Below are 13,326 nucleotides of genomic sequence, written 5' to 3'. Positions count from 1 at the left end.
CGGAGTCGTGAGATCTGTCGACCGCGAGATTCTGCGACTCGCGGTACCCGCTCTCGGCGCCCTGATCGCCGAGCCTCTGTTTCTGCTCGCCGATTCGGCGATGGTGGGCCACCTCGGCGTCGAGCCTCTCGCGGGGCTCGGCATCGCGAGCGCTGTGCTGCAGACGATCATCGGGCTCATGGTCTTTCTGGCGTACGCCACCACGCCCGCCGTCGCGCGGCGGCTCGGCGCCGGAGATGAGCGCGGCGGGGTCTCGGTCGGCATCGACGGAATCTGGCTCGCTCTCGGGCTCGGCGTCGTCCTCGCCGCGGTCGGCTGGCTCGCGACGCCCGTCATGATCGCGCCCTTCGGCGCAAGCACAGCGGTGGCCGAGCAGGCGGCGATCTATCTCGGCATCTCGATGGCCGGAATCCCGGCAATGCTCATCGTGTACGCGGCGACGGGTCTGCTTCGCGGCCTGCAGGACACGAAGACGCCGCTCGTCGTGGCGGTCGCGGGCTTCGGTGCGAACATCATTCTGAACTACATCTTCATGTATGTGCTCGACTTCGGAATCGCCGGATCAGCCCTCGGCACAGTGGTCGCCCAGTGGGGCATGGTCGCCGCGTACCTCGTCGTGGTGCTGCGGCATGCACGGCGGACCTCCGCGACGATTCGGCCATCGCGGGAAGGCCTGCGCGGCTCAGCTCTCTCCGGTGGGTGGCTGTTCATCCGCACGGCGAGCCTGCGCGCGGCGATGCTCCTGTCGATCTTCGTGGCCACGTCACTCGGCACGAGTGAACTCGCGGGTTTCCAGATCATGATGACGATCTACGGCACGACAGCCTTCGCGCTCGACGCTCTCGCGATCGCGGCGCAGGCGCTCATCGGCAAGGGCCTCGGCGCTGGCGACGTCGACGAGGTCCGGGCTGTGCTCGTGCGCTGTCTCGTTTGGGGCTTGGGCGCGGGTGTGATCATCGGCGGCATCGTCGCGGTCCTCAGCGGCGTGCTTGGCTTCGCGTTCACCGGGGACGGCGATCTCGCGGTCATGATGACTCCCGCGATGATCATCCTGGGATGCAGCGTTCCGCTCGGAGGCTTCGTCTTCGTGCTCGACGGCGTGCTGATCGGCGCGGGCGATGCGCGGTACCTCGCGCTCACCGGCATCCTGAATCTCATCTGCTATCTGCCCCTCGCGCTGTGGGTCTACGCGGCGTCGCCGTCAGCAGCCGTAGGACTGGCGTGGCTGACCGCGGCCTTCAGCTTCGGCTACATCGCCGCACGGGCGCTGACGCTCGGACTGCGTTCACGCACGACCGCGTGGATGCGCACCGGCGCGTGAGCTCACGGTGCACCCGGTGGCCGTCACTCGATGCATCAGCTGTCGGTTTTGCTCTGCTCTCCGACCTTGACATAGACGTGGTACTTGCCGTCCTTGATGTCTGAGAGCGTCACATTGGCGTCGTACACATCGCCCGTCTGCTCGTCGGTCAGCTCGCACTCGACCTCGGTGCCCTCCGTGAGCGGAATCGCCTCGTCACCGCAGTCGATGCTGGGGCGCACGCCGACCTCCTGCTCAAGGGCATCCTCCGCCGCCGAGGCCACATTGTCAGGACTGACCGTCGGCGTGATGGTGCATCCGGTCACGACGAGCGGCAGCGCGGCCGCCGACAGGAGCGCGCCAGCGATCGACAGACGCCTCGACTGCGGAGACCTGCGACGCTCTGCTCTCATCTCATCAGGTGCGGACGGTGCGGATTTCAGCTCTGCGGCCATGACGATTCCCCCTCGTGAACGGCACTCTCGTGTGCGATCGTGCGCGGTCTGGACCCCTCGCACGCTGTCACGCTATCAACGTCGAGAAGCCCTGCCCATGGGGACTACTGCCCCCAACTCGGTGTGACGGAAGCAGTGCTTCAGAGACGTCGCCGCAGGCACCGAGGTCAACGGCGCAGACGCTCGTCCATCCGATGCCACGAGCCGAGAGGCATTTCGACGAGACCCGCGATATCCGTGTTCCTGTCGGTGATCAGCTCACGCTTCTTGAGCTCTTCGAGCAGAACTGCGCGGCGCCCCATCTGCACCTTCTGCTCGGGAGAGCACGTCGCGAGCTTCACCCTCGGTCCGGGCGCGCTCAGCTTCGAGCGGAAGAGAACGAGAAACAGCACGACGGCGCCGAGAACGACCGCGCCGAGCGAAATGAGAGCGGTCCAAGATGCTCCGGGGAGCGGGCGCACAAGGAGATACGCAACAAGGTACACCGCAGTGAGCGAGCCAATGATCACCACGCTGAGCGTCGACCGGTCTCGGCCCTCGAACCAGATGATTCCCTGCGCGATGATCAGGATCAGGGCGATGACGCCAGGCAGGTGCGCCCATGCGATGAGCTCGTCGCGCGTCGCGGCATCCTCGACACTGACAGCGATGATGACGAGCACGAGACCGGCGAGGGCCCCAAGATAGAACGGCGAGCCGAAAAGAAGAGCAAAGACGACGGCCAGTCTCGACGGTCCGGCCGGCGTGTTCTCCGCCTCGCGGATCTCCTCGTCGGTCACTGGAAATTCCAGGACTTTCCCCTCGAGTTCTCCCCAGCAGATCGGATCAGATACCTCAACGGTTCTCGCCCAGCTCCGCACGTCGTTCCCGGCCTTCATCTCTGCCCCTCATCTCGCACTCGGCTTCTCAGCTGGTCTGACCAGGCTACAGAACGGGGCATGCTGGGTGCTGGCCGGACTGCTCGCCTCATTTCGATATGGTCGGAAGACGGGTCGACACCGCTCGACGTGCACAGAGACCTGACGCAGAGGGGAACGGTGAACCTTGGTTCGCGACTTCACCAACGTACCGCCGCGCAGTGAATGCGCCGCGCGCGCTGTGTGGATGCCGAGCAACGTCAGATACGGCTGGTGGCTGCGACGAGCCGATGCCGTGCGCGGCTACGGCGTTCCGCAGCTCCTGACTCCGTTCATCGTGATCGTCGTACTCGCGGGACTCATGGTCGTGAGTTTCGTCGCCATGGCAGAGAACGTGATCTTCGGATTCGTCGGCTTCGCTCTCCTCTTCGTCAACCTGCTGCTCATCCTCTTGATCCCGCATGGACAGCCGCTCCCGTTCGGCGTCGATGTGGAGGGCGCTACCGCCATCGCTCCATGGCGATGGATGCCGCCTGTCGACGCGCACGGCATCATCCGCTGCTCTCTGCATCGCGTTCGTCGGAGCGCCGTGCTCGCCATCTGGATCAACAACATGCGTCCACTCATCACGATTTCGCTCACGACCAACGGACGCGGTGTGCTCGACCGGGTTCAGATTGAGGCGCTGATCGGACTCATCGATGTGTCGCCGGTCGATGTGCTCGAGGCACGAGAGATCCATCAGATGAAACACGTTGCCGGACCGCCGCTCGCCGCGACAGACGCCGTCGCACTTCTCAGAGATCAGTGCGATTGGACGACCGCGGGAGCCGCGGCGCCGTCGCCCGCGGACGCCTTCCTGGATCACGCATTCGCGCCCCGTCCTTGGCCGAAGCAGCCACCGCAGTAGCAGCAGCACTCCAGCAGCAGCTCTCCAGCACCAGCATCCACCGATCGGTGGAGGGCAGATCAGCCAGGCGGATGTTGCCGCGACGCGCGCCGACCGACGAGTCTTGACGTATGACACGCACAAAAGACTCCGTCGTCGAGGTTCGCGGGCTGCGCAAGACCTACGGCAGCGCGACCGCCGTCTCCGACGTGAGCTTCACGATCGAACGCGGCGAGACGTTCGCCCTCCTCGGCCCCAATGGCGCAGGCAAATCCACGACGATCGAGATCCTCGAGGGCTATCGATCACGTACGGGCGGAGAGGTCAGCGTTCTTGGCGCCGACCCAGAGAAGGGCGGCCTGCCCTGGCGCAGCCGCATCGGCATCGTGCTGCAGACGACGGGCGAATCCGGCAACGTCACGGTGCGCGAACAGCTCACCGAGTTCGCCGGCTACTACCCGCACCCACGCGACGTCGACGAGGTCCTCGAGGCCGTCGGTCTTGCCGAACAGCACAGGACCCGCATCGGCCGGCTCTCGGGCGGGCAGCGGCGCCGCGTCGATGTCGCCCTCGGCATCATCGGGCGCCCCGAGCTGCTCTTCCTCGACGAGCCGACGACCGGTTTCGACCCGGAGGCCAGGCGTCACTTCTGGGAGCTGATCCGCTCGCTCAAGGCGGAGGGAACAAGCATCCTTCTGACTACTCACTACCTCGATGAGGCCGCACAGCTGAGTGACCGCGCCGCCGTCATCGCCTCGGGTCGCCTCGTCGACATCGGCCCCATCGATGAGATCGGCGGGCGCGACGCACGTGTTCCGATCGTGAGGTGGCGGGATGCCTCGGGCCACCGCGTCGAAGAGCGCACAACGATGCCGGGACATCGCGTTGCCGAACTCGTGGCCGAACACAGCGCGGCGAACGACGGCGAACCGCGCGACCTCGAGATCGTGCGGCCGACGCTCGAAGACGTCTACCTGCAGCTCATCGGCGCGGAGTCCGCCGCCGAAGGAGCACCGTCACTCGACAAGGAGGTGGCCGCATGACCGCCACAGCTTCGCAGATCCCTGCGCTTCCCCGCTTCTCGCTCGGGCGCACGCTGCGCCTCGGCATCCGTCGCATCGCCATCGAGCTGCGCATGTACTTCCGAGCGGCAGACCAGGTGTTCTTCACCTTTCTCTTCCCGACGCTCATCTACTCGCTGTTCGCCGCGATCTTCAGCGAACAGACTCTGCCCGACGGCGTGACGATGGCGACCTACTATCTGCCGGGAATGATCGCCGCGGCGATTCTGCTCTCCGGCGTGCAGAACCTCGCGGGCGACATCGCGGTCGAGAAGAGCGACGGAACGCTCAAGCGGCTCGGAGGCGCCCCGCTCTCGCCGCTGTCGTACTTCATCGGCAAGCTCGGTCAGGTCGTGGTCACGAGTCTGCTGCAGATCGGGATGCTCGTCGCTGTCGCGGTTCTCGTGTTCGACGCCGAGCTGCCGACCACCGCGCGCGACTGGGGCATCGTCGCCTGGGTCTACGTGCTTGGCATCGCGGCGTGCGCCTTCGCCGGCATCGCACTCTCGGCAGTTCCGCGCTCGGGGAAGAGCGCTTCCGCCGTCGTCATTCCGATCGTGCTGGTGCTGCAGTTCATCTCGGGCGTCTACCTGCAGTTCTCGATGCTGCCGAGCTGGCTTCAGACGGCATCCGGGCTGTTTCCCGTCCGCTGGATGGCGCAGGGTCTTCGCGCGGCCTTCCTCCCCGACACCTGGGCGGCCGCCGAGCCGAGCGGCAGCTGGGACCTGTGGCTCGTCGCGCTGAACCTGGCGCTGTGGATCATCATCGGGCTCGTGCTGTCGCGGCTCACGTTCCGGTGGATCCACAAGGACCGCTGACCCGTGCGCCGCTATCGTGAGATTGTAGGGCTGTGAATACTCGTCGCTGGTGGGATGTCGCCGTCGCGCTCGTGCTCGTCGTGCTCGGCACCATCGCGGTGACGAACCAGAGCAACACGGACCTCGAGCGGATCGTCATCTGCGCGATCCTCCTCGCGATCGGGATTCTGTATGCCGCGCTGATGCGCCGCTATGTGCCCGAACGGCTGGGATGCGACGACGACGAACCGCCATTTCTCGCCGGCGTGACGGGGCAGCTCGTGCTCGTCGCGCTGTCGGCGACGGCCATCAGCTTTGACCCGAACATGATGAGTCTGCTCGTGCTCGTGATGCCCATTTCGTGGCTGTCGTCGGTGAACACGCGCCACGCGATCATCGCGAACACGGTGGCCGTGGCCGCGATCGGTTGCGGATATGCTGCGAGCCAGGGCTGGACGAACGACGGCGTCATCGGGGCCGTGTCGATCTCGCTTGTGTCGCTGACGCTCAGCATCGCTCTGGGGCTGTGGATCACGAGCATCGCGTCCTGGGGCTCAGAGCGGTCGCGTCTGCTGACCGAGCTCACCGCTGCGCAGGGCGAACTCGAAGCGGCGCACCGCGAGTCCGGAGCGGCAGCCGAGCGCGAGCGTCTCGCCCGCGACATCCATGACACCATCGCGCAGAGCCTCACGAGCATCGTCATGCTGGCCGAGCGGGCAGGGAGAGAGGATGCCCCCGCCCAATCGATCGCCCTCATCGAAGACACCGCGCGCGACGCTCTGAGCGAGGCACGCGGGCTCGTCGCGGCGAACGCATCCGTTGCGTCGTCGGCATCCGCACCCCTCGAAGCAAGCCTCACCCGACTCGGCGAGCGCTTCGCCCGCGAGACCGGAGTCCGGGTGATGACGGACGTCGATCTTGCAGCGGCCCTGCCCCGCGAGCTCGAGGTGATGCTGCTGCGCTGCGTCCAGGAGGGCCTCGCAAACGTGCGGAAGCACGCAGACGCATCGACCGTGGCGGTCCGGCTGACGTGCGCAAATGGAGCCGTCTCCCTCACGGTCTGTGACGACGGCCGCGGGCTCGGCGGCGTGACGATCGACGACGAGCGCGGCTTCGGGCTGATCGGCATGCGCGAGCGCGTCGCGCTGGTCGGCGGTGTCTTATCGATCGAGGATGCCGAGACAGGCGTGACCTCGACGGCCGGCAGCGCCTCTCCGACAGCCGTCAGCGCTTCGCCAGTCCGTCCCGGGCGCGACGCCGACGCCTCCGCGGCCTGCACGAGCACCGCCGGCCACGGCACCCTCTTGAGCATCACCGTCCCAGCCCCGCTCGAGCCTCGAGGAGAGACTCCGTGATCCGCGTTCTCGTCGCTGATGACCACCCCATCGTCCGCTCAGGAATCGTCGGTCTGCTCGACGCCGCCGACGACATCGAGGTCGTGGGTGAGGCCGCGACCGGTCGCGAGGCGGTCGATCGCGCTCGTGCGCTGCGCCCGGACCTCGTCGTCATGGACCTGAGGATGCCCGAGCTCGACGGCACCGAGGCCACTGCCGCGATCGTCGAGGAGCTGCCCAGCACGCGCATCCTCATTCTGACGACCTACGAAAGCGACGATCACATCCTCGGCGCGATCGAGGCCGGGGCGGCGGGGTACCTGCTGAAGGCGGCGCCCTCAGAGGAGATCGTCGCGGGTGTGCGCGCGGTGATCGGCGGTGAGACGGTGCTCGCGCCCTCGATTGCGGCGACGCTCGTGAAGCGGATGCGCCGCACGGAGAACACGACGTCGGTCTCGCTGAGCCCTCGCGAGCTCGACGTGCTGCGGCTGGTGGCGGCGGGTCGCAGCAATCCGCAGATCGCGCGCGAGCTCTTCATCGGCGAGGCGACCGTCAAAACGCACCTGCTTCACGCCTACGAGAAGCTCGGCGTCTCGGATCGCACACAGGCGACGCTGCGGGCGCTCGATCTCGGGCTCATCACGCGCGGCTAACCGTGAGAGAGCCCTCTGCGGTCATTAGAGCCTGCCGCGGCACTCACTATTGACCGCAGATGTCACTCTGCTGAGCGACAACGCGGCGCGCGGGGCGCGTGGCGCCTGGCGCGAGCCAGGCTGGTCTCCTGAGATGACCGGTCAGAGCTGCTCGGCCGGGACCAGCGACACCTTAGTGCTGAGCCAGTCGTGCTCGTCGGCGAGCGCGGCATCCGTCGTCATCGGCTCGAACCCGGCACGTTCAGCCACCGACCGCGACTTCGGATTCTCAGGGCTGACGCGGGTCACGGCCTCCGAGATGCCGGGGATCTGGTCGAGGAACGACACGACGAGCATCACCGCGCGGGTCGCAATGCCGCGACCGCGCGTGTTCGGGTAGAGCCCGTAGGTGATGTCGGCCTGGTGCGGTTGCAGCCCCTCGCGACCCACCTCGGCGGTGATCGTCCCGGCGAGCTCACCCTCCGCGATGATCGCGAATTCGAAGATCGGGCCGCCGGCCTCCCACGCCTTCTCAGCCTCAGCGAAACGGCGTCGTTCGGTCTCCTCAGTGCCGTCAGACGGCTCGAGCCACGTGACGTACTCCTCGTCTTGCCCGGCGATGTGCGCCTCGGCGTCAGCCTGTGTGACCGGTCGGATCATCACGACGCCGTCGTCGGAATACAGAACCTTGATCATTTCTCCCCCTCGGTTGCGTCGGCCACGTCGAGCCATTCTCGGGCGGCGGTGGTGAGCGCGGTGATTCCCACGCGAAGTGTCGGATCGGGCACGGGTGCGAAGTACGGCGAGTGGTTCGACGGCACGTGCGCGGGCAGAGCGCCCGTCACGGTGACGCCCTCGAACAGCGCGGGGTCGGCGCCCCCGAGTAGCCAGTACACGACCGGGGCGCCGACGGCGGTGCCGAGGTTGCCGACGTCCTCGCTGCCCATCACCGGCGGGATGTCTCTGACGGCATCCTGACCGAAGACCTCACGCAAACCTGAGAGCGTGCGGGCTGTGCAGTCGGGGTCGTTGATGAGCACGGGGAACGAGTCGCGCTCGCTGATCTCGGGTACACGCTCGGCGCCGGATGCCTCGGCCTCCGCGTTCACCACACGGCGAACCGCCGAGACGACCCGGTCGCGCACGTAGCGGTCGTAGCTGCGGATGTTGAGGCCCAGCCGCGCCTCATCGGGGATGACATTGTTCTTCGTGCCGGCCTGCAGCTGGCCTACGGTGACGACGGCGGTCTCACGGCCGGCGACTTCGCGCGAGACGACAGTCTGCAGTCGCATGACCGTCGCCGCGGCCATGACGACCGGGTCGATCGTGGACTCCGGCTGGGACCCGTGGCCGCCGCGGCCGAACATGGTGATGTCGAGTTCGTCGGTGGCCGCGAATGCGGGGCCGGATGCCGCTCCCACGAAGCCCGTGGGAAGAGGCATGACGTGCTGCCCGAGCACGATGTCGGGCCGGGGCACGAGGTCGAAGAGGCCGTCGTCGACCATCACCTGGGCGCCTCCGCCGTTCTCTTCGGCGGGCTGGAAGACGAGCACGACGGTGCCGCGCCACGTGTCACGGAGCTCGCCCAGCAGCTCGGCGGCGCCGAGAAGCGCGGTCACATGCATGTCGTGACCGCACGCGTGCATGACGGGGACATCGTTGCCGTCAGGGTCAATGCCGCGCGCCTCCGAGGCGTACGGCAGACCCGTCTGCTCGCGAACCGGAAGGGCGTCCATGTCGGCGCGCAGCAGAACCGTCGGTCCGTCGCCCGAGCGCAGAACACCGACGACCCCGGTGCGCCCGACACCCTCGTGAACCTCGCAGCCGAGCTCTCGCAGCGCACCCGCGACGAGCCCTGCCGTGCGGTGCTCCTGAAACGACAGCTCGGGGTTGCGATGCAGATCCTGGTAGACCGGAAGCAGGCGCTCAGCGATGCGCGCCGCAGAGGTCAGCAGATCTGCAGTCTGTGTGGTCACGTGGCCTCCCGGTCGTCGTCCCTCAAGCGTATCCCGCGCGGCTTGTCAGCACATCAGCGCGAGGGTGCCGGCCCCGTGGTCTCTCCGGCGACGAAGCGCACGTCGAACGAGACCGACTCGGCCTCGTCGCCCTCGAGCAGCGCGATCACGGCTCGGCCGGCCGCGGCGCCCTTCGCCTGGGCGGGCTGCACGACGGTTGTGAGGCGCATGCCGAGGGCGTCGACACGGATGCCGTCGAAGCCGACGACACTCAGGTCGCGGGGCACGTCGAGGCCGAGTTCCCTCGCCGCCGCAACGGCGCCGGCCGCGATAAGGTCGCTCTGCGCGATGATCGCCGTCGGTCGTTCACTCTCGGCAACGTCGAGCAGCTGCAGGGCGGCTCGCTTGCCGGCATCCACTCGACTTCCCCCGGCGACCCACCCGCTGATCTCCGGGTAGACGTCTCGCGCACCGGCCAGCCGCTCGCGTGCGGGAACGACGCCGAGCGCCTCGATGTCCGGCGCCAGCCGGCAGGGCTGGGTCGGGCGATCGAGGGCGAGGGTGATGACGCTGACCCGCTCGTGTCCGAGATCCTTCAGGTGTTGAGCGAGCAGGCGCGTTCCGCCGCGGTTGTCGACCGTGATCAGAGGGCTCCCCTCGACGGGGTCCGCTTCGATCGCGACCATGGGGATGCCTCGTCGGCGCATCGTGTCGAGCGACGCTCCGGGTGCTGGGCTGCAGCCGAGCAGCACCGCGGCGTCGACCGGGGCGTCTGCAACCGTGACCTGGCTTGCCGACTCGTTGGATGCGCTCATGAGCAGCAGGCCCGCGCCGATGGAGCTGAGCTCGTCAGCGAGCCCGTCGAGCGTCTGGATCAGTACGGGGTCGCGGAACGAGACGCCGATGCGGGAGGCGAGCACGGCGCCGACGATTCCGCTGCGGCCGCGGCGCAGACCGGCGGCGCGCGGGTCCGGTCCGACGTAGCCGAGGTCATCCGCCGCGCGCAGCACTTTCTCCTTGGTGGCGGCAGAGACCGGCCCTTGGCCGCTGAAGGCGATGGATGCCGTCGAGGGCGAGACCCCCGCGCGAGCGGCGACATCCGCGAGCGTCGCTCGTGCAGGCGAGCTCGGCGGTGAGCTGTTCTCTCGCGACATGCACCCCTCCTCTCGTGTGGGTGTCGCCGTGTGGATCGTCGTCGACCGGCGTGACCCCGCTCGCTCATCGTGACCGTGCTGGCTCATCGTGACCGTACTCGACCGGCTTGACCATGGTGTCACGCCTCGGCTAGCTTAAGCGGACGCTCAGGTCGAATCGATTCGAGCGGCATTCTTTCCCTCTGGGACAGCCTTCCCCTCTGATCGAGAGACAATCGTGACCGTGACTTTCACTCGTCCCCAACTCGTCGCGTGGCGCAACGCGATCTTCGTCATCTTCACGATGTCGGGGCTCAGCATGGCGACGTGGGCAGCGCGTGTTCCGACCATCAAGGGCGATCTGCAGATCTCCACCGGCGCCATCGGCCTGCTGGTGCTGTGCATGTCGGTGTGCTCCGTGGTCGGCCTCACCGCGGCGCCCATCATGTTCTCTCGCTTCGGCGCGCGGCGCAGCATGCTCGCGTCGCTCACGTGCCTGTCGATCGGACTCGTCGTGATCGGTGTCGGTTCGACCGTCGCGGGCAGCCCCGCAATCGTGGGCATCGGACTTGGGTTCTTCGGCTTCGGAAACGGCAGCGTCGACGTCGTGATGAACGTCGAGGCCGCCGACGTCGAGAAGCGGCTCGGCCGCACGATCATGCCGCTCATGCACGCCTGCTTCAGCGGCGGAACGGTCGTCGGCGCGGGCCTCGCGTCAGTCACCGAGATCGCGCACATTCCGATGGCCGTGCACGCCGGGGCGATGGCAGTGATCATCGTCATCACGGGCATCGTCTCTGTCCGTTACGTGCCGCGCGCTTCGCAGCCCGACGAGGTGGGAGAGAAGGCCCCCTGGCGCGATCGTCTGCGCGCGAGCCTCGCAGTGTGGACCGACCTCCGTCTGCTCGCGGTCGGCGTGATCATCCTCGGCATGTCGTTCGCCGAGGGAAGCGCGAACGACTGGGTCGCACTCGCGGTCGTCGAGGGCCACGGGCAGGTCGAATCCGCCGGCGCGGCGATCCTCGCGGTGTTCCTCACCGCCATGACGGTCGGACGCGTGATCGGGGGCCCGATCCTCGATCGCTTCGGTCGCGTCAAGGTGCTGCTCGGCTGCGCCGTCTCTGCCGTCTCGGGTCTATCCATCTTCATCCTCGCGCCGAACGTGCCGCTCCTCGTTGTTGGCGCCGTTCTCTGGGGCCTCGGCGCATCCCTCGGCTTCCCCGTCGGCATGTCGGCCGCGGCGGATGCTCCGGGCAACGCCGCGGCACGCGTGAGCGCCGTGGCGATCATCGGCTACTGCGCCTTCCTCGTCGGGCCTCCGTTCATCGGCATGCTCGCCGACCACATCGGGCTGCTGAACGCGCTGTTCGTCGTGCTCGGCCTCATCGCCCTGGCCGGCATCGCGTCGCCGGCGGCGCGCGAGCGCTCGGTGCGCATCCAGAGCTGATCACCCTCACGCCACACGGCGCACTGACTCGTCCCGACACGGCCATCAGGGCTCCGGTCAGAACTCACCCACACTGACCGACGAGTTGTTCCGCTGCGATGTGTACACTCGCAGGGTGCGTTTGGTGATTGCGAAGTGCCAGGTCGACTATGCGGGGCGTCTCACATCCCATCTCCCCGAGGCGACGCGTCTGCTCATGCTGAAGAGCGACGGCAGCCTGCTCGTGCACTCGGACGGCGGGAGCTACAAGCCACTCAACTGGATGAGCCCGCCGTGCGTCTTCGAGACGGAAGAGCCGAGCGACGAGCAGCGCGAGGCCGGCATCACGCAGGTGTGGAAGGTCACGCACAAGAAGACGAGTGACCAGATCGTCGTCTCCATCTTCGAGGTGCTGCATGACAGCGAGCACGAGCTCGGCATCGATCCCGGCCTTCAGAAGGACGGCGTCGAAGCGCACCTGCAGAAGCTGCTGGCCGAGCAGATCGACCTCCTGGGCGATGGTCACACGCTCGTTCGCCGCGAGTACATGACCGCGATCGGCCCCGTCGATATTCTGGCGAGGGATGCCGGCGGAGCCTCTGTCGCCGTCGAGCTCAAGCGCCGCGGCGACATCGATGGCGTGGAGCAGCTCACCCGGTATCTCGAGCTCATGAACCGCGACCCTCTTCTCGCCCCGGTGACCGGAGTCTTCGCGGCGCAGGAGATCAAGCCGCAGGCTCGCACGCTCGCCGAGGACCGCGGCATCCGCTGTCTCGTTCTCGACTACGACGCGATGCGCGGCATGGACATCGCCGACGGCAGACTGTTCTGATCATGCGGCTTCTCTCGTCGGCCGACCCAGAGCTGTGGATCCCCGTCACGGGTTCGCTTGGGCTGAAGGGCCGCCGCCACCGCAAAAGGGCGATCAGGATGCTGATGGCACAGGGCAACGTCGTCGCGGGCAGCACCCCGAGACCCGGTTCCCGCTTCGTCTCCTGGCTCGCGAGTCAGGCCGCGCCGCTCATGATGCGGAAGGCGGACGGACGCGTGCTGGCGTGGACGTGGAGGGCCGACCCGGAGCTCGTGGTGGCGATCGCCACCACGCAGCGCATGACACCGCAGGTGCGTATGGCGCGAGCATCCATGCCGATCGAGTATGACGACACCGAGAGCTTTCCCACCGCGATGGGCACGGCGGAGAAGCTCGTCATGGCGATTCCGCCGAACCCGAGGTCGCTGCCGTTCACGTCGTACACGTGGGAGACCGATTCGCACCTGATCACGCTCACGGCGATGTGCTCCGACCGCGAGCGCTTCGGCACGCTCGAGCAGCCGCTCGACGACCTCGCACGCAGCATCCGCATCGCTGATGACCCGGTCGCGGGAGACGGCGACGTGCTGCGCCTTCCACCCGCCTGAGCGCGTCTCGGGCACCCGGCACCGTCGCCTGCGTCTCGCGAGTATCGGTGCCGTGTTCACGGCCAGCC

Annotated in this window: 14 protein-coding genes; 9 read left to right on the top strand and 5 right to left on the bottom strand. The window is 67.5% G+C overall.

Annotation, left to right across the window (positions count from 1 at the left end; all coding sequences use genetic code 11):
• Positions 1-7: 7 nt before the first annotated feature.
• The gene (locus ACSAGD_RS00320) at positions 8-1,321 is read left to right on the top strand and encodes an MATE family efflux transporter (protein ID WP_437583710.1); all 1,314 of its coding nucleotides are present in this window, start codon (positions 8-10) and stop codon (positions 1,319-1,321) included.
• 35 nt (positions 1,322-1,356) lie between these two features.
• On the opposite strand, the gene ACSAGD_RS00315 is transcribed toward ACSAGD_RS00320, so the two are convergent.
• Positions 1,357-1,755, bottom strand: coding sequence for a DUF4333 domain-containing protein (locus ACSAGD_RS00315; protein WP_437583709.1), 399 nt, complete (start codon positions 1,753-1,755; stop codon positions 1,357-1,359).
• 167 nt (positions 1,756-1,922) lie between these two features.
• On the bottom strand, positions 1,923-2,534 hold the full coding sequence (locus ACSAGD_RS00310; RefSeq protein ID WP_437583708.1) for a hypothetical protein: 612 nt from the start codon (positions 2,532-2,534) through the stop codon (positions 1,923-1,925).
• Between the two features lie 325 nt (positions 2,535-2,859).
• Between ACSAGD_RS00310 and ACSAGD_RS00305 the strand changes: the two genes are divergently transcribed.
• The 5 genes from ACSAGD_RS00305 to ACSAGD_RS00285 all read left to right on the top strand — a co-directional run bounded on the left by ACSAGD_RS00305 (position 2,860) and on the right by ACSAGD_RS00285 (position 7,346).
• Positions 2,860-3,522 carry a hypothetical protein gene (locus ACSAGD_RS00305; RefSeq protein WP_437583707.1) on the top strand — a complete coding sequence of 221 codons (663 nt, stop codon included), beginning with the start codon at positions 2,860-2,862 and terminating at the stop codon, positions 3,520-3,522.
• 110 nt (positions 3,523-3,632) lie between these two features.
• On the top strand, positions 3,633-4,544 hold the full coding sequence (locus ACSAGD_RS00300; RefSeq protein ID WP_437583706.1) for an ABC transporter ATP-binding protein: 912 nt from the start codon (positions 3,633-3,635) through the stop codon (positions 4,542-4,544).
• Positions 4,541-5,380 carry an ABC transporter permease gene (locus ACSAGD_RS00295; RefSeq protein WP_437583705.1) on the top strand — a complete coding sequence of 280 codons (840 nt, stop codon included), beginning with the start codon at positions 4,541-4,543 and terminating at the stop codon, positions 5,378-5,380. Before ACSAGD_RS00300 ends, ACSAGD_RS00295 begins: the two co-directional genes overlap by 4 nt.
• Positions 5,381-5,412: 32 nt before the next feature.
• Positions 5,413-6,714 (top strand): sensor histidine kinase, encoded by a 1,302-nt coding sequence (locus tag ACSAGD_RS00290; RefSeq protein WP_437583704.1) that lies wholly within the window; start codon positions 5,413-5,415, stop codon positions 6,712-6,714.
• Positions 6,711-7,346: a response regulator gene (locus tag ACSAGD_RS00285; protein ID WP_437583702.1), complete on the top strand. Its 636-nt coding sequence runs from the start codon at positions 6,711-6,713 to the stop codon at positions 7,344-7,346. The genes ACSAGD_RS00290 and ACSAGD_RS00285 overlap by 4 nt, the downstream gene beginning before the upstream one ends.
• A 141-nt stretch (positions 7,347-7,487) precedes the next feature.
• Here ACSAGD_RS00285 and ACSAGD_RS00280 read toward each other — a convergent pair whose 3' ends face one another.
• The 3 genes from ACSAGD_RS00280 to ACSAGD_RS00270 all read right to left on the bottom strand — a co-directional run bounded on the left by ACSAGD_RS00280 (position 7,488) and on the right by ACSAGD_RS00270 (position 10,434).
• Positions 7,488-8,021: a GNAT family N-acetyltransferase gene (locus tag ACSAGD_RS00280; protein WP_437583701.1), complete on the bottom strand. Its 534-nt coding sequence runs from the start codon at positions 8,019-8,021 to the stop codon at positions 7,488-7,490.
• A complete protein-coding gene (locus ACSAGD_RS00275; RefSeq protein WP_437585197.1) occupies positions 8,018-9,259 on the bottom strand; it encodes an amidohydrolase in 1,242 nt (413 codons plus the stop codon). The genes ACSAGD_RS00280 and ACSAGD_RS00275 overlap by 4 nt, the downstream gene beginning before the upstream one ends.
• Positions 9,260-9,354: 95 nt before the next feature.
• Positions 9,355-10,434, bottom strand: coding sequence for a LacI family DNA-binding transcriptional regulator (locus ACSAGD_RS00270; protein ID WP_437583700.1), 1,080 nt, complete (start codon positions 10,432-10,434; stop codon positions 9,355-9,357).
• 223 nt (positions 10,435-10,657) lie between these two features.
• On the opposite strand from ACSAGD_RS00270, the gene ACSAGD_RS00265 reads away from it, so the two are divergent.
• The 3 genes from ACSAGD_RS00265 (at position 10,658) to ACSAGD_RS00255 (ending at position 13,258) form a co-directional block, all read left to right on the top strand.
• Positions 10,658-11,860 (top strand): MFS transporter, encoded by a 1,203-nt coding sequence (locus ACSAGD_RS00265; RefSeq protein WP_437583698.1) that lies wholly within the window; start codon positions 10,658-10,660, stop codon positions 11,858-11,860.
• 115 nt (positions 11,861-11,975) lie between these two features.
• Complete coding sequence (gene nucS / locus ACSAGD_RS00260; protein WP_437583697.1) at positions 11,976-12,671, top strand: endonuclease NucS; 696 nt, start codon at positions 11,976-11,978, stop codon at positions 12,669-12,671.
• A 2-nt stretch (positions 12,672-12,673) separates the two neighbouring features.
• Positions 12,674-13,258 (top strand): hypothetical protein, encoded by a 585-nt coding sequence (locus ACSAGD_RS00255; RefSeq protein ID WP_437583696.1) that lies wholly within the window; start codon positions 12,674-12,676, stop codon positions 13,256-13,258.
• Positions 13,259-13,326 lie beyond the last annotated feature (68 nt).

Source organism: Paramicrobacterium salitolerans (assembly GCF_051513965.1).
GTDB lineage: Bacteria > Actinomycetota > Actinomycetes > Actinomycetales > Microbacteriaceae > Paramicrobacterium.
Note: the sequence above shows the minus strand (reverse complement) of the source record. Positions and strands in the feature narration are given on the sequence as shown.